This window comes from Pseudoflavitalea rhizosphaerae, assembly GCF_003991355.1.
Classification (GTDB): domain Bacteria; phylum Bacteroidota; class Bacteroidia; order Chitinophagales; family Chitinophagaceae; genus Pseudobacter; species Pseudobacter rhizosphaerae.
Window position 1 is genome coordinate 258,710 of the sequence record NZ_RCSU01000007.1, and the last position, 17,989, is coordinate 276,698.

The 17,989-nt window shown below is 47.5% G+C and carries 16 protein-coding genes; 11 read left to right on the forward strand and 5 right to left on the reverse strand.

The window, feature by feature from the left end; all coding sequences use genetic code 11:
* Positions 1 to 42 precede the first annotated feature (42 nt).
* Positions 43 to 519 carry a YcxB family protein gene (locus D9Y29_RS14300; protein WP_127129281.1) on the forward strand — a complete coding sequence of 159 codons (477 nt, stop codon included), beginning with the start codon at positions 43 to 45 and terminating at the stop codon, positions 517 to 519.
* Between the two features lie 9 nt (positions 520 to 528).
* Here D9Y29_RS14300 and gldB read toward each other — a convergent pair whose 3' ends face one another.
* Entirely contained in the window at positions 529 to 1,572 is a 1,044-nt protein-coding gene (gene gldB / locus D9Y29_RS14305) for a gliding motility lipoprotein GldB (RefSeq protein ID WP_127129283.1), read from the reverse strand.
* Between the two features lie 83 nt (positions 1,573 to 1,655).
* On the opposite strand from gldB, the gene D9Y29_RS14310 reads away from it, so the two are divergent.
* The 6 genes from D9Y29_RS14310 (at position 1,656) to rsgA (ending at position 8,223) form a co-directional block, all read left to right on the forward strand.
* Complete coding sequence (locus D9Y29_RS14310; RefSeq protein WP_127129285.1) at positions 1,656 to 3,380, forward strand: NAD+ synthase; 1,725 nt, start codon at positions 1,656 to 1,658, stop codon at positions 3,378 to 3,380.
* Positions 3,381 to 3,494: 114 nt separating this feature from the next.
* The gene (locus tag D9Y29_RS14315; protein ID WP_127129287.1) at positions 3,495 to 4,496 is read left to right on the forward strand and encodes an AAA family ATPase; all 1,002 of its coding nucleotides are present in this window, start codon (positions 3,495 to 3,497) and stop codon (positions 4,494 to 4,496) included.
* 9 nt (positions 4,497 to 4,505) lie between these two features.
* A complete protein-coding gene (locus D9Y29_RS14320; RefSeq protein WP_127129289.1) occupies positions 4,506 to 5,378 on the forward strand; it encodes a DUF58 domain-containing protein in 873 nt (290 codons plus the stop codon).
* 5 nt (positions 5,379 to 5,383) lie between these two features.
* Positions 5,384 to 6,271, forward strand: a complete 888-nt coding sequence (locus D9Y29_RS14325; RefSeq protein ID WP_127129291.1) for a BatD family protein — start codon at positions 5,384 to 5,386, stop codon at positions 6,269 to 6,271.
* Positions 6,272 to 6,273: 2 nt separating this feature from the next.
* Complete coding sequence (locus D9Y29_RS14330) at positions 6,274 to 7,281, forward strand: vWA domain-containing protein (protein WP_127129293.1); 1,008 nt, start codon at positions 6,274 to 6,276, stop codon at positions 7,279 to 7,281.
* A gap of 12 nt (positions 7,282 to 7,293) precedes the next feature.
* Entirely contained in the window at positions 7,294 to 8,223 is a 930-nt protein-coding gene (gene rsgA, locus D9Y29_RS14335) for a ribosome small subunit-dependent GTPase A (protein ID WP_127129296.1), read from the forward strand.
* On the opposite strand, the gene D9Y29_RS14340 is transcribed toward rsgA, so the two are convergent.
* The 3 genes from D9Y29_RS14340 to D9Y29_RS14350 all read right to left on the reverse strand — a co-directional run bounded on the left by D9Y29_RS14340 (position 8,220) and on the right by D9Y29_RS14350 (position 9,377).
* Positions 8,220 to 8,552 carry a DUF3630 family protein gene (locus D9Y29_RS14340; protein WP_127129298.1) on the reverse strand — a complete coding sequence of 111 codons (333 nt, stop codon included), beginning with the start codon at positions 8,550 to 8,552 and terminating at the stop codon, positions 8,220 to 8,222. The genes rsgA and D9Y29_RS14340 overlap by 4 nt on opposite strands.
* 34 nt (positions 8,553 to 8,586) lie before the next feature.
* A complete protein-coding gene (locus D9Y29_RS14345) occupies positions 8,587 to 8,775 on the reverse strand; it encodes a hypothetical protein (protein ID WP_127129300.1) in 189 nt (62 codons plus the stop codon).
* A 65-nt stretch (positions 8,776 to 8,840) separates the two neighbouring features.
* On the reverse strand, positions 8,841 to 9,377 hold the full coding sequence (locus tag D9Y29_RS14350; RefSeq protein ID WP_127129302.1) for a gamma carbonic anhydrase family protein: 537 nt from the start codon (positions 9,375 to 9,377) through the stop codon (positions 8,841 to 8,843).
* Between the two features lie 88 nt (positions 9,378 to 9,465).
* Here D9Y29_RS14350 and D9Y29_RS14355 point away from each other — a divergent pair, with 88 nt between their 5' ends.
* Together D9Y29_RS14355 and D9Y29_RS14360 are read left to right on the forward strand one after the other, a co-directional pair.
* Positions 9,466 to 10,665: an aspartate aminotransferase family protein gene (locus D9Y29_RS14355; RefSeq protein WP_127129304.1), complete on the forward strand. Its 1,200-nt coding sequence runs from the start codon at positions 9,466 to 9,468 to the stop codon at positions 10,663 to 10,665.
* A 399-nt stretch (positions 10,666 to 11,064) separates the two neighbouring features.
* On the forward strand, positions 11,065 to 12,126 hold the full coding sequence (locus D9Y29_RS14360) for a PDDEXK nuclease domain-containing protein (protein WP_277601127.1): 1,062 nt from the start codon (positions 11,065 to 11,067) through the stop codon (positions 12,124 to 12,126).
* Positions 12,127 to 12,157: 31 nt separating this feature from the next.
* On the opposite strand, the gene D9Y29_RS14365 is transcribed toward D9Y29_RS14360, so the two are convergent.
* Complete coding sequence (locus D9Y29_RS14365; RefSeq protein ID WP_127129309.1) at positions 12,158 to 13,720, reverse strand: glycerol-3-phosphate dehydrogenase/oxidase; 1,563 nt, start codon at positions 13,718 to 13,720, stop codon at positions 12,158 to 12,160.
* Between the two features lie 114 nt (positions 13,721 to 13,834).
* Here D9Y29_RS14365 and D9Y29_RS14370 point away from each other — a divergent pair, with 114 nt between their 5' ends.
* Together D9Y29_RS14370 and D9Y29_RS14375 are read left to right on the forward strand one after the other, a co-directional pair.
* The gene (locus D9Y29_RS14370; protein ID WP_206513784.1) at positions 13,835 to 17,290 is read left to right on the forward strand and encodes an amidohydrolase family protein; all 3,456 of its coding nucleotides are present in this window, start codon (positions 13,835 to 13,837) and stop codon (positions 17,288 to 17,290) included.
* Between the two features lie 60 nt (positions 17,291 to 17,350).
* Positions 17,351 to 17,860 carry a DUF4399 domain-containing protein gene (locus D9Y29_RS14375; protein ID WP_127129311.1) on the forward strand — a complete coding sequence of 170 codons (510 nt, stop codon included), beginning with the start codon at positions 17,351 to 17,353 and terminating at the stop codon, positions 17,858 to 17,860.
* Positions 17,861 to 17,989 lie beyond the last annotated feature (129 nt).

Genomic DNA, 17,989 nt, shown 5'->3' on the forward strand with positions numbered 1-17,989 from the left:
ATGATTTCCTCTCCTTACATTTACGGCCCTTAAAGTGTGCTAATGACGGTTCAATTTGGTTATGACAAAAAGCAGGTGATACAGGCTTTGCGGTATCACTTCCTGATGAGGCCTGAGATCAAGATCCTGCTGATCTTTATCAACGTATTTGCAATTCTTTCCGCGATATTGTTCGCTTATAAGATCATTCAACCAGTTTCTTTCCTGATGTTTTCCATACTGTGGTTCGTACTGATGCTGGTGATCTGGAGGGTGCTTCCATCCAGTATCTATAAAAGGTCCAGCACTTTCAAGGACCATTTTATCATGCATTTCAACGAGAGTGCGGTAACGCTGGAGACCGAGCGCGGTTCAAAAGACTGGAGCTGGGATGCTTTCAGTAAGTTCATCGAGAGCCCGTACTTCTTTCATTTGTACTTCGATGCCCGTTCTTTCTTTATCGTTCCCAAAGAAGCGTTTGTGGATATTTCCGACCTGCAACAGGTAAGGCAGTGGATGAAGACCAAGATCTCCCAATAAAAAACCGGGTTACCCCGGTTTGTATTTACTCTCTTCAAATATTTTCCTGGGATCTGTTTGCAATAATTGCTGCAAGCTTACGGATTTGTGCTTTTCCACGTATTTCCGGATGATCTGTCGCCCAACCCACATACCGATAAAGCCGGGTGAGCCCCGTCCAAGCGTTTGTGTAAAAGGTCCGTCGGTTACATATTCCTTGATGAGGTCAGGTTCGTTCTTATACAAGAGCCCGTTGGTGAGGAAGAAATTCCAGATATTCCCTTCGTTTTCGACACAGCCTTTTAATTGTTTGGCCGTATATCCGGTAAGCAGTGAATCTTCAGTGTAGGGCAACAATTTTTCCAGGGCGTACAATCTTTTTCCTTTTTCCACCATTTGTTCCACCAGGTTGAGACCGCGGATCCTTTCAGGATGGATATCGTCGATGATATTCTTCATACAGTTGACAGCAATGTATTCGGGTGCAAACCGCCTGGAAATATAGGTTGGATACAATTGCTGTCCCATTTCCGAATGATAGACCGAGAAATTGCTGCCAAGATGGAGCTGCAGTCCAATGGCCAGTCCATCCTGTGTGATCACATCTCCGTACTTTCCGAGGGCGGCTTCAAAAGCGGCGTCCATCGGACCGATATAGGTAATGAGTTTTTCAGGAAGATGATAGGTGGGGAAGTAGTATTTGACAAACTGCAGTCCTTTTTTCACTTCCTTTTCGTATGGGGCGAAATTGCGGAACAATTTATCTGCACTGTCTTTGATCGGCTGGTAATCCTTCAGGAAATGTCTTAATGGAATTTCCGGGCTCACTATGGCAGAATCAGCCAATGGTACAATACCCAGGATATTCATCACATAATCGTTGAGGAATCCGCCGTACCGGGGCGCGAGTTTTTGCATACCACTTTCGATATTGTTGGTATCGATGGCAAAAAAATCCTGCTCAAACCGCTGTACGGTCAGGTTCACTTTGATGCCGGAAACATCAGGCACATTCTTGTCCTTACAGGCGAAAAGCCCGGTGGCCAACAGGAGGGCGAAGGCGGTTTTCTTCATGCCAGTCAAACGTTTGTGGCAAAAATATGTTGTAAAAGGAAAACCAAAATTTAAAATCCCGGGATGGGGCTTAAATTTGAGGTATGAAGATCGCTTTAGCGCAACAGAATTATCATATCGGCAACTTTGAAGACAATACCCGGAAGATCATTGGCGCCATTCAATACGCCAAATCAAGAGGAGCAGACCTGGTTGTATTTTCAGAATTGAGCGTTTGTGGCTATCCTCCGCGCGATCTCCTCGAGTTCAACGATTTCGTGAATGAATGCTACAAGGCAATCGATATCATCAAGGAGCATACAGACACCATCGGGGTGATCATCGGCTCTCCTCAGCGTAATCCGGAGAAAGAAGGAAAGGACCTTTTCAATGCAGCCTGGTTCCTTTACGAGAAGCAGGTATTGGGCGTGGCACAGAAAACCTGTCTGCCTACTTATGATGTATTTGATGAGAACCGTTATTTCGAGCCCGCCTACCATTGGGAAGTGATCCGCTTCAAAGGGAAACGCATCGCACTTACCATTTGTGAAGATATCTGGAATTTGGGCGATAATCCCCTGTACCGCATCAATCCGATGGACAAATTGATTGTGCAACATCCCGATCTCATGATCAATATTTCGGCCTCTCCTTTCGATTATGATCATGATGACGACAGGCTGGAAGTGATCCGGGCCAATGTGCTCAAGTACAAACTCCCCATGTTCTATTGCAATACCATCGGTTCGCAAACCGAAGTGGTGTTCGATGGCGGCAGCCTGGTGATGGATGCGCAGGGCCGTGTGATCAAGGCGATGAAGGTGTTTGAAGAAGATTTCGCCATCGTGGATACAGACCAGGAACAATCTACTGTAACCACCAGGGCTCCGGCTCCGCTGAAGCGCGCCACCACTGCCTTTGATAAGGAAATGCGTGTGTCAAAAGTGGATGATCCCGACAAGATCATCGATTATCTCACTTCAGAAAAGAATATCGGGGAGATCCACCAGGCATTGATCCTGGGCATCCGGGATTATTTCAGGAAAATGGGATTCTCCAAAGCGATCCTCGGCTCTTCCGGTGGTATCGATAGCGCTGTAGCATTGGCGTTAGCCTGCGAAGCATTGGGGAAAGACAATGTGCGGGCCATCCTGATGCCATCTGAATTTTCATCAGACCACTCTGTTACTGATGCGGAACAATTGAGCAGGAACCTGGGCAATCCCTATGACATCATTCCCATCAAAGATATTTATAACCAGTTCCTGGGCACCCTGGAACCTGTATTTAAGGGATTGCCTTTCGGACTGGCAGAAGAGAATATCCAGAGCCGCACACGCGGAAACCTGCTGATGGCCATTGCCAATAAATTCGGATATATCCTGCTCAACACCTCCAATAAAAGTGAGCTGGCAACCGGTTATGGTACACTCTATGGCGATATGGCCGGTGGTCTCAGCGTGCTGGGCGATGTATACAAAATGCAGGTATATGCATTGGCAGAATACATCAACCGGAACGGTGTGATCATCCCGGAAAATATCATTCACAAAGCGCCTTCAGCAGAGCTCAGGCCTGAACAGAAAGACAGTGATAGTCTTCCTGAATATCCAGTACTGGACAAAGTGCTGTATCAGTATATCGAAAGAAGACAGGGGCCGAAGGAGATTATTGAAATGGGGATCGGGGAAGCCCTGGTGCGCAGGATCCTGAAACTGGTGAATACGGCGGAGTATAAACGAAATCAGTTCTGTCCCATCATACGTGTCAGCAGTAAGGCTTTTGGTGTTGGAAGAAGAGTGCCGATCGTAGGAAAATACTTAAGCTAAAAAAACAGGCAGCGCTCTGTCCGGGCCTTCGGCCGGCAAGTTGGCAAGCATATTGCAACTGCATTTCGCGTAATTTTATATCTTGTTATCATTCATTCATGCTAAACCCGGTTTATGGTATTAACAGCCGATGATATTCGCCAACTCAATGAGAAGATCCAGTCTCATAGCTCATTTATAGACCGTCTCCGCGACGAAACAGCCCGGGTGATCGTAGGCCAGCACCAAATGCTGGACAGGCTGCTGATCGGCCTGCTCTGCAATGGGCATATCCTCCTGGAAGGAGTACCCGGTCTGGCAAAGACCCTTACCATCAAGAGTCTCGCCCAGGCGGTACAGGCTAAATTCAGCCGGATCCAGTTCACGCCCGATCTGCTGCCGGCAGATGTGATCGGCACCATGATCTACAACCAGCAGCAGCATGAATTCATCGTGAGGAAGGGACCCATCTTCGCCAATTTCGTTCTTGCGGATGAGATCAACCGTGCACCGGCCAAGGTACAGAGCGCCCTCCTGGAAGCCATGCAGGAAAAGCAGGTGACCATTGGCGATACCACCTACAAACTGGATGAGCCATTCCTCGTACTGGCTACACAGAACCCTCTGGAGCAGGAAGGTACCTATCCGCTTCCCGAAGCGCAGCAGGACCGTTTTCTCATGAAAGTGATTGTAGAATATCCTACCAAAGAAGAAGAACAACTCATTATACGCCAGAATGTGCAGGGACTCAAAGGCCCGCAGGTTTCACCGGTAGTGACCATGCAGGAGATCATGCAGGCCCGGGACCTGGTAAGACAGGTGTATATGGATGAAAAAGTGGAACAATATATTCTGGACATCGTGTTTGCCACCCGTTTCCCGGAGCGCTACAAACTTGACAAGCTGAAGCCGCTGATCTCATACGGAGGATCGCCACGCGCCAGTATCAATCTTGCTTTGGCAGGTAAAGCACATGCATTCCTGAACAAACGCGGCTATGTGATACCTGAAGATATCCGCAGTATTTCGAAAGATGTTTTGCGCCATCGTATCGGCCTCACCTATGAAGCAGAAGCAGAGAACGTGAATGTAGTGGATGTGGTGGACGATGTTCTCCGCGCCATCCAGGTTCCTTAATCCCAATTCATGCTCACAACAACCGAGATATTAAAAAAAGTAAGAGAGCTGGAGATAAAAAGCAAACGGCTTACGCGGCATATTTTCACCGGTGAGTACCACAGTGCTTTCAAGGGAAGGGGCATGCACTTCAAAGAAGTGCGCGAGTACCACGCTGGCGATGATCCGCGCTTTATAGACTGGAACGTGTCTGCACGGTTCAATCATCCTTTCAGCAAAATGTTCGAAGAGGAACGTGAGCTCACTGTGATGCTGATCGTAGATGTGAGCGCCAGCTCCCTCTTTGGCACTACTCATGCACGTAAGAAGGACCTGATCACGGAAATAGGCGCAGTACTTGCCTTTTCGGCCATCAGCAATAATGATAAAGTAGGCCTGATCTTTTTCAGCGATAAAGTAGAAAAGATGATACCGCCGAAAAAAGGAAGGGACCATGTGCTCTATATGGTTCGTGAATTGCTGTCCATGCAGCCCAAACAAAAAGGGACCAACCTGGGAGAAGCGCTCCGCCGTTTCACTAATTCCACCCGGCAGCAATGCATCGCTTTTTTGCTGAGCGATTTTCTGGATACAGGTTTCAACGATGCACTTAAAGTAGCAGGCCGCAAACACGATCTCATCGGTATCAAGATCTACGACAAGATGGAGATGCAATTGCCGGATGCAGGAATGATACTCGCAGAAGATGCAGAAACCGGGCAACAGTTCTATGTAGATACCAGCGATTTCCTGGTCAGACAAAAACACCAGTCCGAATTCTTCCGTCATACAGAATATTGCAAGCAGGTTTTCACCCAGGCCGGCTGCGATTTGCTGCATATCCGCACGGATGAGGACTATGTGAAAGTGTTACAAAAATTCTTTATCGGCAGAAATAAATAGGATCCATGAAAACAGCTTTGCTGTGGTTTATTGCGTTATTCAGTACCCTGGGTTTGAATGCACAGGTATTGGTAAAAGCTTCGGTTGATAAGGATGCCATCCTGATCGGCGAGCCGGTGAAGCTATTGCTGGATGCGAGGATGCCGCTCGGCGCCCAGATCAACTGGTTCACACTGGATTCCATTCCAGCTTTCGAATTTTTGGAAAAAGGAAAAGTAGACACCGTTGAAGGTGTGGACGGTAAGAAGGTCCAGCAGGTGGTTACGATCACCAGTTACGACAGTGGCTATCGCGTGATCCCTCCGCTCTCGATCAAAGTAGGCAATACTGTTTATGCCACGGATTCCATCGGCATCAACGTTTCTTACACACCTTATAATCCGGAAGCAGATTACAGGGATATCAAAGAGATCATAGAAGTACCGAACCCTTCTGCGGGAGCTATCCCCTGGATCATCGGCGCAGTTACCATTCTGGCCCTTGCTGCCATCGTTTGGCTACTGATGGCGAAGAAAAAGAAAGACATCCCCATTGCAGAAAAAATACCGGAGCTTACACCTTATGAAGAAGCGCTCAAAGCGCTGGATACCCTGAAACAAAAAGGATGGCCGGCGCCTGCAGAAAGCAAGGTTTTCTATACACAATTGAACGATGTATTGCGGGTGTTCGTAATGCGGAAATTACGGATATCCTCACTCGAAAAAACAAACGATGAGCTCACCAGGGCCCTGGTTACTTTAAAGCCCGATGCAGAGCAGTTCAGCCAACTGGCGAATGCACTGCAGATCGCAGACTTTGTGAAGTTTGCAAAATACACACCCGGAGATACAGAAAATGAGCAGAATTTCAACAGCATCCGCTCTGCTATTACCACACTCAATAATCTTACCTGACCTTGCTTTATAACTGGTTCCAAAATATCACATTTGCCCATCCCTGGTTCTTTGCCCTGCTGGCTGTGCTGCCGGCTATGATCTGGTGGTACCTGAAGAAGGCCGGCAACCAGGAGGCAACGGTGCTGTTGTCAACAACAGTCAGTTTCAGGCAGGGCTCTTCCTGGAAAAATCTTTTCAGGCATTCGCTATTCATTTGCCGTTGCCTGGCGGTGCTATGTCTCATTATTGCATTGGCAAGACCGCAAACCCGCTTTGATGAAGAATTGAAAACAGGACAGGGCATCGATATCATTCTTTGCATGGATGTAAGCGGAAGCATGTTTGCGCAGGACCTCTTACCTAACAGGCTGGAATCAGCGAAACAGGTGGCGGCAAATTTTGTGGACAGCCGGGTTACAGACCGTGTTGGCGTAGTGATCTTCTCGGGCGAAAGCTTTACCCTTGTTCCGCTCACTACAGATAAGGAAGTGCTGAAAAGCGCCATCTACAATATTCAGCTTGGCGCATTGGAAGATGGCACCGCCATCGGTGATGGATTGGGTATCAGCGTGGCCAGGCTGAAAGATTCCAAAACAAAATCGAAAGTGATCATCCTGCTCACCGATGGCGAGGACCAGGGCGGAAGGATCAGTCCGCTTGAAGGCAAAGACCTGGCCCGCACTTATGGTATCCGCGTATATACGATCGGTGTGGGTACTGATGGATATGCGCCTGTGCCCATCCCTGACGAGTCCGGTCGGGTGGTTACGCGCCAGCAGAAAGTGAATATCGATGAAAAGCTGCTGAGGCTGATTGCGGAGCAGACAGGAGGTCTTTATTTCCGGGCCCGCGATAATGAAAGCCTGAAGGGCGTTTACAGGGAAATTGATCAATTGGAGAAGTCAAAGATAGAAGTCACCACCTTCCGCCGGTACACCGAGCGTTTTCATCCCTTTGCGATTGCCGCCGCTGCATTACTTTTGCTGGAAATGGCATTGCGGTTTACCCTGTTCAGGAAATTCCCGTAGTGTATTACCAATATGAAAGCAAGGGTCTACAAATCAACAGGAAGCTGGTACGTGGTGAAAGCGGATGATGGCCGTTTTTACAATGCCCGTATCAAAGGTGTTTTCAAGATAGATGATATCACATCCACCAACCCGATTGCGGTAGGTGATATTGTGGGTATCAGTCCTGAGCCAGGCACCGATAACAGCGCCATGATCGATGAGATCAGTCCGCGGAAAAACTATATCAACCGTCAGTCGCCTTCCCACCGGAAACAACATCATATAGTGGCAGCCAACCTGGACCAGAGCCTGTTGTTTGCTACGCTCATAGATCCCAAAACATCACAGGGGTTCATCGACCGTTTCCTGGTCACCTGTGAAGCCTACCATGTTCCTGCCATCATCGTTTTTAATAAAGCAGATCTCTACAGGAAGAAGGAAGAAGAAAGATTTGAAGAGCTATCGGAGATGTACACACGAATCGGATATAAGGTAGTATCCATGTCCGTTGCACAGAACAAGGGTGTTGAGGAAGTGAAGGAATTATTGAAAGATAAGATCACGCTTATGAGCGGGCATTCCGGCGTAGGCAAATCATCTTTCCTGAATTCCATTTTCCCTGAGCTGGGGCTGAAAACCCAGGACGTGAGCGGCTGGAGCGGAAAGGGGATGCACACTACCACATTTGCAGAAATGTTCGATCTGCCATTCGGTGGCAGTGTGATTGATACGCCCGGTGTACGGGAGTTTGGCCTTGTTGATATTTCAAAACAAGAGCTCTCCCATTATTTCCCTGAGATGGCAAAGCTGATCACAGCATGCCAGTTCAATAACTGCCTGCATGTAAATGAGCCCGGCTGCGCCGTGAAAACTGCGGTGGAGGAAACGGGCGAAGTAGCGGTAGACAGGTATGTGAGCTATCTGAACATCCTGGGCACCATCGATGAAAAGAATTACTAGGCTACATATCTTTTGAAATGATGCACCTGTAATTTTTTCTCCAGGAAGGAAGCTACTTCTACTACTGCATCATTTTCTTTTCGCTGCGCTTCACGGAATTTGAATGGATAGATGGTTACGCCCGTGTAGATATTGTAATGAAGGGTGAGGGCGAATCCTTTGTAATGGAAATCCCAGTAACTGCTGTCTGGACTGTCTGATTTTTGGGAGAACTGAATATCGAGATCGTTTGTAAGGATGCCGGCTATTTCAAAGAAACGGTTATAGCCACAATCATCATCAATAATAGCTTCGGTGCAGCCGAAGTCGGTACGAAGTGCGAGGCTCATACGGTACGGATTTAGGTGAATAAGGACCCGGTGCTTATGATTTGAACTTCTTTGCCTTTGGCAGTTTTTCACCGCTAAGGATCCGTTCGGCGCCGGCATTCTTGCTATTGGCAGGGCAACCGTATTTGGGGCCGAACACACTATTCCAGAGTTTACAGGAGGAACTGCCTGAAACAATCAGGAAGCTGGCTGTGATCAATACGATCGAACGGATGGTTTTCATAAGCGATAATATCTTCCGGTTAAACGATTTCAAACTAAGAATATTATTTCACCGGGTCAATAGTTCTACCCATTTTCGCCGGTCACCTGGTCCCTGAACCAGTCTGAATAGCGTACATAATTGTTTGCTATTCTGTCTATTTCGCCGTGAATTTGAGATGCGTCAATATCTTTTACTTTTTTTGCGGGAACGCCTGCCCAGATGGTGCCTGAGGGTACTTCCGTTCCTTCCAGCACAACGGCCCCGGCTGCAATGATACTGTTACTGCCGATCTTTGCGTTGTCCATCACAATGGCTCCCATGCCAATCAGTACATTGTCATCGATAGTACAGCCATGAACAATGGCATTGTGGCCAATTGAAACATTATTGCCGATGATGGTCTTTGTTTTTTTGTACGTGCAGTGGATCACGGCGCCGTCCTGGATATTCACTTTGTTTCCCATGCGGATGCTGTTCACATCACCTCTCACTACGGCATTGAACCAAACACTTCCTTCATCGCCCATCACTACATCTCCTACGATGGTAGCATTGGGGGCTATAAAACAATTTTGTCCGAACTGCGGATATACTCCGTCTACATGTAAGATTAGTGGCATGCAACAAATATCCTGAATTTTCACCAGTTGAAGGAATTCTGTTCAAATGCCGGAATTTAGTTTTATTTGTACTCATAAGTATATCAGTATGAACCAAAGGGAAATGTTTTTAAGGCATGTGGCGCAGACCTCCCCGGCTCCGCTGGCGCTCGAAATTGTGAAGGCATCCGGAAGTATATTGATCGATGCTAAAGGAAAGGAGTATATCGATCTGATAGCAGGGATCAGTGTTTGTAATATCGGTCATCGTCACCCGAAAGTGGTGAAGGCCATCAAACAACAGGCTGATGAATACCTGCATCTGCTGGTATATGGAGAGCTGGTGGAAACCCCACAGGTTGAATACGCGAAACTGCTCACAGATCATCTTCATAATTCTCTGAACTCAGTATACTTCACCAACTCGGGAGCAGAGGCGGTGGAAGGAGCTATGAAGCTCGCGAAGCGCGCCACCGGCAGAACACAGATCATTGCATTCAACCAGAGCTATCACGGTTCCACGCAGGGAGCTTTAAGTATTATCGGTGATGAATATTTCCGCAATGCATTCCGTCCTTTATTGCCGGATGTGCTGCATATGGAATACAATGATTATGATGCTATCGAAGCTATCAGCACCCGTACGGCCTGTGTGATTGCAGAAACCGTACAGGCGGAGCGCGGCATTTATGCGCCTACCAAAGAATGGATGAAAGCGTTGCAGCAAAAATGTAAGGAAACAGGCTGTTTGCTGATCCTGGATGAGATCCAGACCGGATTTGGAAGAACAGGCACGCTCTGGGGATACCAGCAATTCAAGGTGGTGCCGGATATTGTATTACTGGGAAAGGCGCTCGGTGGGGGCATGCCCCTGGGAGCGTTTGTTGCTAATCGTAAGTTGATGAATCATCTTACAGCAGATCCTGTATTGGGACATATTACTACTTTCGGTGGACATCCGGTTTGTTGCGCAGCAGGACTGGCAGCCATGAAAGTATTGCTTAAAGGAGGGATCATGGAGAAAGTGCAAGAGAAGGAAATGTTATTTCATAACCTGCTCCACCACCCGAAGATAAGAGCAGTAAGAAGTTGTGGTTTGATGATGGCAGTTGAGTTCGATAGTTTCGAGACCAATAAGAAAGTGATCGATGCCTGTATCAACAGAAAGAAAGATCAGAGACGTGTGCTGACAGATTGGTTCTTGTTTGCTCCGCAATGTTTACGAATAGTACCGCCCCTAACGATCAGCAATAAAGAGATTAAAGAAGCATGTGAGATAATACTTGAAGCGGTAGATAAAATTAAATGAGTTGAGATCCCCGGCTTAGCCGGGGATCTTTGTTTTAAGGAAAGTATTAAGTCATTGTTGTGGAGGAGGATTTAGCGAAGTAGGAAGTGTTAAGTATTAGACTACTATATATTATAAATCTGGCTAACCCAAATTGTTCAGACAGTGTCTGAACAATTTATAATTGACTGACTTTTAAATTATTGCATCCTATACACTTATAGAATTCAAAGATTTCAATTTCAAAAAATTGATATTGTTACTATTGGTCATTGCTAAAAAAATTAGTAAAAATTCCGATCCAAAGCTTCATTTTATTCGTATCTATTGCTCGGTCATTTATTAACTAAAAAAGCTTTTATGAAGAAGAACAAAGACAAATTAGTAACGAACAATTTTGAAAGCCTTACACTTTCAATTATGGATGCCAATCGATTTTTTTTAGATCAGGTTCAAAAGCAGGTGAATGCTGCAATGACAATTCGCAATTGGTTAATTGGGCATTATATTTATGAATATGAGCAAAAAGGTGTTGACAGAGCTGAATACGGCGATAAAATTTATAGAGGTTTGGCAGATAATCTAAAATCTAAAGGTGTGAAAGGATTTTCTTTCACCAATCTGCATCTTTACAAGCAATTTTACATTACCTATCCTGAAATTGCCAGCACATTGAGTAAGTATTCAGATGTAATTGATAAACAGTTTTTCGGAATTTCCCAGACACTGTCTGGAAAATCTTCAGACCTGAAACAAACTCCTCCGGACACACTCATTAATCGCCTCTCTTTTTCACACTTCATTGAACTCATCAAACAAGATCAGCCACTCAAACGCCTCTTCTATGAAACCATGTCCATCAGCAACAACTGGTCGGTTCGTGAATTACAACGCGCCATCTCCAGCATGCTCTACGAACGTACAGGGCTAAGCGAAGACAAGCAAGCCGTTCTGGAAAGCCATCAAAAAGGAAGCGGAACAAGGCCCGAAGACTTCCTTCGCAATCCTTATGTTCTGGAATTCCTCAACGTCGAAACCAAAGCCATCCTGGAAGAATCGGACCTTGAAGGAGAGATCATCAGCCAGCTCCAGAACTTCCTGCTGGAAATGGGCAAAGGGTTCTGCTTTGAAGAAAGACAAAAGCGCATCACTTTCGACAACACACATTATCGTATCGATCTCGTGTTCTATCATCGCATTCTCAAATGCCATGTGCTGATCGATCTGAAGATGGAAGATTTCTCACCCGCGGATGCAGGCCAGATGAATATGTATCTCAACTATTACAGGGAAAACGAAATGCAGGAGAACGACGCGGCTCCTATCGGCATCATCCTGTGTGCAGGCAAGAGCGAAACCCTGGCGAAATATGCTACTGCAGGATTATCTCAAAAGGTTTTTGTTTCGAAATACCTCACCAGTCTTCCCAGTGAAGAACAACTACAGCAGCTCATTCGTTGCGAGCAGGAGAAGGCACTGTAATAGCTAACTGACTTCGCCTCACCTCACCTGCTCAAATTCCTTGCGGTAAATAATTTCCTGCCACCTTCGTGAATGCTTCCAGATCCTTCTTTATCCAGTTTTCATCTTTTCCTGTCAGGTCTGCTATCAGGGCGGCCACTACAGGAGCTGCTTCCAGCGCTGCTTTCGCATCCAATAAGATTGCTCTCGTTCTCCTGCTGAGAATATCTTCAACAGTAACAGCCCATTCTTCTCTTACTCCCCATACAACCATAGCTTTCGTGTAGGGCAGTGCCGGATGGATCAGTTCAGCCAGGGAAGGATCGGATTGCACCAGTTTATCGATGCCGCCGATATCGGTACCATAATAATATTCAGCAATGTTGAAGTTGCTGGTGGGGTTTGCGCCGCGGATACTGAGAGATGCGGTTATACATTCACGATAGGGAAGCTGTGCATTCACGGCAGCAGTGTTCACTGTATCTTCCGCCATCTTTCTGTAGGTTGTCCATTTCCCGCCGAGTATACTAACAAGACCCGATTCAGAAACGGTGACCTGGTGATCACGGGAGATCTCTGCAGTTTTTTTGGCAGTGCTTTTCACCAGGGGACGTAAACCGGCAAAAACACTTTTGATGTCAGCAGCAACTGGATCTTTGGTCAGATAGCGCGCTGCATGATGTAAAATGAAATCAACTTCTTCCTTCAACGCAACCGGCTCGGGAGAAATAGTATCCACCGGCGTATCGGTAGTGCCTACGATGATCCTGTTATGCCAGGGAACAGCAAAGAGTACGCGGCCATCATCTGTATGTGGTATCATGATGGCGGCTTCGCCGGGAAGAAAAGATTTATCCAGCACCAGGTGGATCCCCTGGCTGGGCGAAATGCTGGCGGGCCTTGAAGGATAATCCATGTGCTGAACGGCATCAGAAAAAACGCCGGTTGCATTGATCACTACTTTGGCCTGCACTTCATATTCTTTGCCGCTGAGTTGATCTTTCACCTGAACACCAGCGATATGGTCATTGGTTTTAAGAAAACCGGTAACGCTGCAATAGTTGAGAATGGTGGCGCCTGCGCCTGCGGCTGTCTGCGCAAGATTTACGGCCAGCCGCGCATCGTCGAACTGACCATCATGATAGAGCACGCCGCCGCGCAATCCTTCTGAATCCAGTGTGGGAGCCAGTTTCAGCACTTCTTCGGTACTAAGCCATTCGGAAGTTCCCAGCCCGAGGCTGCCGCTCATCCAGTCGTACACCTTCAAACCGAATCCGTAGTAAGGGCCTTCCCACCATTTGTAATTGGGAACGATGAAAGATTGATTCTTTACCAGGTGTGGTGCATTCTGTTTGAGTAGTCCTCTTTCGCGAAGCGCTTCCATTACCAGTTTGATATTTCCCTGTTGCAGGTATCGCACTCCGCCATGCACCAGTTTGGTACTGCGGCTGCTGGTACCCTTGGCAAAATCATACTGCTCGAAAAGAATGGTGGAATACCCTCTGGACGCTGCATCCACAGCGGCTCCCAGTCCGGAAGCCCCGCCGCCGATGATTACGATGTCCCATACGCCATTGAATTGTTCCAGTTGGTCAAGGTGTACTGCTCTGTTCATTTGCCGATCAATTTTTTAGTTGAAAAAAATGCCGTTCATAACAATTCATACAGGGCTGGGGGAATTACTCTTTTTTGGTTGTATATTCCTTTACAAATAAAACTAAGTTTTGTTATGCAATCTACTATTTTACGCCGCCCCGCCCACGGGGGCCTCTGGCTGGCTATGCTGCTGACATCCGGTGCAGCGCTGGGCGCCGGATCTCATGGACAGCGGCTAATCGATACTGTTCCTAAAAAAGGCTTCACGTTCACAGAAATGAAATCACTACCGCTAAAGCCTGAACGAAATATCTCTTTCAATACTGATGAAGGCACCTGGATATCGGTAGATATCAGTCCTGATGGCAATACCATCGTCTTCGACCTTATGGGCGATCTCTACACTATCCCCGCTACCGGTGGTAAGGCAACCCGTATCACCCGCGGATTTGCTTTCGATACACATCCCCGCTTCAGCCCCGACGGAAAAAAGATCCTCTTCACTTCAGACCGAAGTGGTTCAGAAAATATCTGGTACATAGATACTGAAAAGAATGATACCGTGCAGGTAACAAAAGACAAAGACCAGAATTTTCCCAGTGCTGCCTGGACACCAGATGGCAACTATATTGTAGCAGCGCGTGGCCGCCTGGATGTTAAACTCTGGCTCCTTCACAAAGATGCAGGCTCCGGCGCGCAGCTCACAGATGCTCCGGGTATCAAAACCATCGATCCGGCAGTAAGCCCCGATGGACGCTATATTTATTTTTCCCAACGCGCAGGTTTCTGGAACTACAATGCCATGCTGCCGCAATACCAACTGAGTGTGTTCGACCGGGAGAATGGAAAAACGCAAAGCATCAGCACACGCTACGGATCTGCATTTACACCGGTATTGTCGAAAGACGAACAATGGCTCGTATATGGTACGCGGTATGAAGACAAGACCGGCCTCGTGATCCGGAATCTGAAGAATGGTGATGAACGATGGCTCGCTTATCCGGTGCAACGCGATGAACAGGAATCCATCGCCACCATGGGCGTATTGCCTGGAATGGCTTTCACGCCGGACAGCAAAGCCCTGATCGCTTCCTACGGTGGAAAGATTTATCGCATACCTATTGACGGTGGTAATCCTGAGCTGATCCCCTTCAATGCAGATGTTGACCTGGAACTGGGGCCACGGCTTGAATTCAAATATCCTGTTTCAGATTCGGCCTATGCACTGGCTACACAGATCCGGGATGCCGTGCCTTCTCCGGATGGAAAGAAGCTGGCCTTCACAGTACTCAACCGTTTATATGTAATGGATTATCCGGGCGGCACACCAAAGCGCCTTACCAATAATGATTTCACCGAAGCTGAACCAGTATGGTCGCCGGACGGAAGCCAGATCGTTTTCACTACCTGGTCTGCAAATGGTGGCCATCTGTACAAAGTAGCCGTGAATGGAAAAGCGCCTGCACGGCAATTGACGAAAGAGACCGCGCTCTACGCAAATCCGGCCTGGAACTATACCGGCGATAAGATCGCTTTTGTGCGCACGAGGAACCAGCGATACAAGAATGCGATCAGTCCATTCGGTTATGGTGGCGAAGATGAGCTCTGCTGGATCAGCGTCAATGGCGGGGATGTCAATTACATCGATAAGGCCAATGGCAGAAGCAATCCACATTTCATTAAAGGCGATGATCGTTTGTACCTGAACCAGGGCGGCAGCCTGATTTCACTCCGCCTTGACGGAACAGATGAAAAAACACTGGCGCGCGTAACGGGTATCACCACTTATGGCCTCAGTAACCTGAAAGATAACAGTCATGATCATGTGCTGGGCGCCACCAACTATTGTATGCTGTCCCAAAACATGGCGGAAGCGATGGAGGTGCAAACTCCCGCTTCAGCGGCTGTTGTATTATTGTCGCCCAATGGCGACCGCGCACTTGCACAGGTGAACAATGATATTTTTGTTTTCACGATGGTAAAAACAGGAAAGCCGCTAAGCATCTCCGTTGCAGACGCGGGTTCCACCATTTATCCTGCCCGAAAGCTCACAGAGCTGGGTGGCGAATTTCCCGCATGGGAAAGTGATGGAAAGAAAATTCACTGGTCAATCGGCAACTCGCATATCGTGTACAACCTGGAAGCGGCAGAACGGTTTGATGACAGTCTGAAACTGGCGAAGAAAGAAGAGGCAAAGAAAAAAGCTGACACTATTATCAATAAATCTGACTCCACCAAAAAGGCGCTGGCAGCTAAAGCCCCCAAAGAAGAGCCTTCCTACAAGCCTGCTGAAACGCAGGTGAAACTGTATTTCGAGAAAGATCTTCCAAAAGGAACCGTCTTGTTCAAAGGCGCCCGCATCGTAACAATGAAAGGGAACGAAGTGATAGAGAACGGCGATCTGTTGGTAGTGAACAATCGCATCCAATCCGTAGGTCCATCAGGCACACTACAAGTACCGTCAGGAGCCAGGGTGATCAATTGTAACGGCAAGACCATCATCCCCGGCTTTGTTGATACGCATTCGCATATGTGGAATCCCTGGCGTATCCAGAAAACAAATTCCTGGATCTATATGGCTAATCTTGCCTACGGCGTAACCACTACCCGGGATCCGCAAACAGCTACTACCGATGTGCTCACTTACAGCGATATGGTGGATGCCGGTAAAATGCCAGGGCCGCGCGTGTATTCCACCGGCCCCGGTGTTGGTTTCTGGATGTATAATATCAAAGACTCTGCGCATGCCAGCAAGGTGTTGAAACAATATAGTCAGTATTACAATACCAAATACATCAAAATGTATATGCTCGGGCCGCGCCAGGTTCGTCAATGGATCATCAAGGCCGCGAAAGATCAGCAACTGATGCCTACCACTGAAGGTGGATTGAACTACAAAATGAATATCACCAATCTGCTGGATGGTTATCCCGGTCATGAACACTCGTTCCCGGTATTCCCGCTTTATAAAGATGTAACAGGCGCAGTGGCCGGATCCAAAATGTGCCTGACGCCTACGCTGCTGGTTTCTTATGGAGGCCCCTGGGCAGAGAATTATTATTATGAAACGGAGATGCCATACAATGACAAGAAGCTGGCTTACTTCACTCCTTACGAAGAGTTTGCGGCCAAGACACGCAGGCGCAGCGCCTGGTTCATGCCCGAAGAACACGTGTTCCGGAAGCATGCAAAAAGTATGAGATCAATGGTGGAAAAAGGTGCGCTGGCGGGTATCGGTAGTCATGGACAATTGCAGGGCCTGGGATATCACTGGGAGCTTTGGTCAATGCAAAGCGGTGGCATGACCAATCTCGATGCGCTGAAAACCGCTACCATACTGGGCGCTGAAGGACTGGGCCTTGATCACGATCTCGGCAGCATCGAAGCCGGCAAGCTGGCAGACCTGATCATCCTGGATAAGAACCCGCTTGAGAATATCCGCAACAGCAATTCCATCCATTCCGTAATGAAGAACGGCAGGTTGTACGATGGTAATACGATGGATGAGATCTATCCCACAACCAGGAGGCTCAACCGAAGTGAATGGAATTATCCCGCGCCCGTTAACAATACAGGTGTAAAAGAATAATTCTAAACGGCTACCTTTGTTCAAGCTTGTAATTATTCGTTCACTCTATAAAAAATCGCTATGCGCAATTTTCAATTTGTTCCTGCACTGATGATACTGGGCATGGTAGCCTGTAATGAAGCAACTTCAGAAAAGAAAGCCGATACAGACACTACTGCTTCAGCCAGCCATGATGGTCATGATCACCATGCTCCCGCAGCAGGAACTGACATCGCGCCTGTTCCGGAAATCCCCGCAGGCGCAAAAGTGTACTTCAAGAATCTGAAAGACGGACAAACTGTAATCTCTCCATTTAAAGTGGAAATGGGAGCAGACAATATCGCAGTGGATACTGCCCGCGAGATCTTACCGGCTTCCGGTCATCACCATATCCTTATTGGATTGGATTCCCTGCCATCAGGAACAGTTGTTCCAAAGGACTCTCTGCATCTTCATTTCGGCAATGCACAGAAAGAGGCTGAGCTGAGCCTGCCTCCCGGCAAGCATAAGATCTCTCTCCAGTTTGCAGATGGCATCCATCGTTCTTATGGTTCCAAACTGAGCACAACCATCACTGTAAATGTGAAATAGTGTTTCGGTCCAAATGGGGCTGACTAAAAAGGTAAGAGAGCTGACAGTCGCTCGCCTCCGGCGAGTGAGTTTTATTTAGTCGCCTCTGGCGACGCAGTGTTCGCCGGAGGCGAACAAATAGAAGTCACT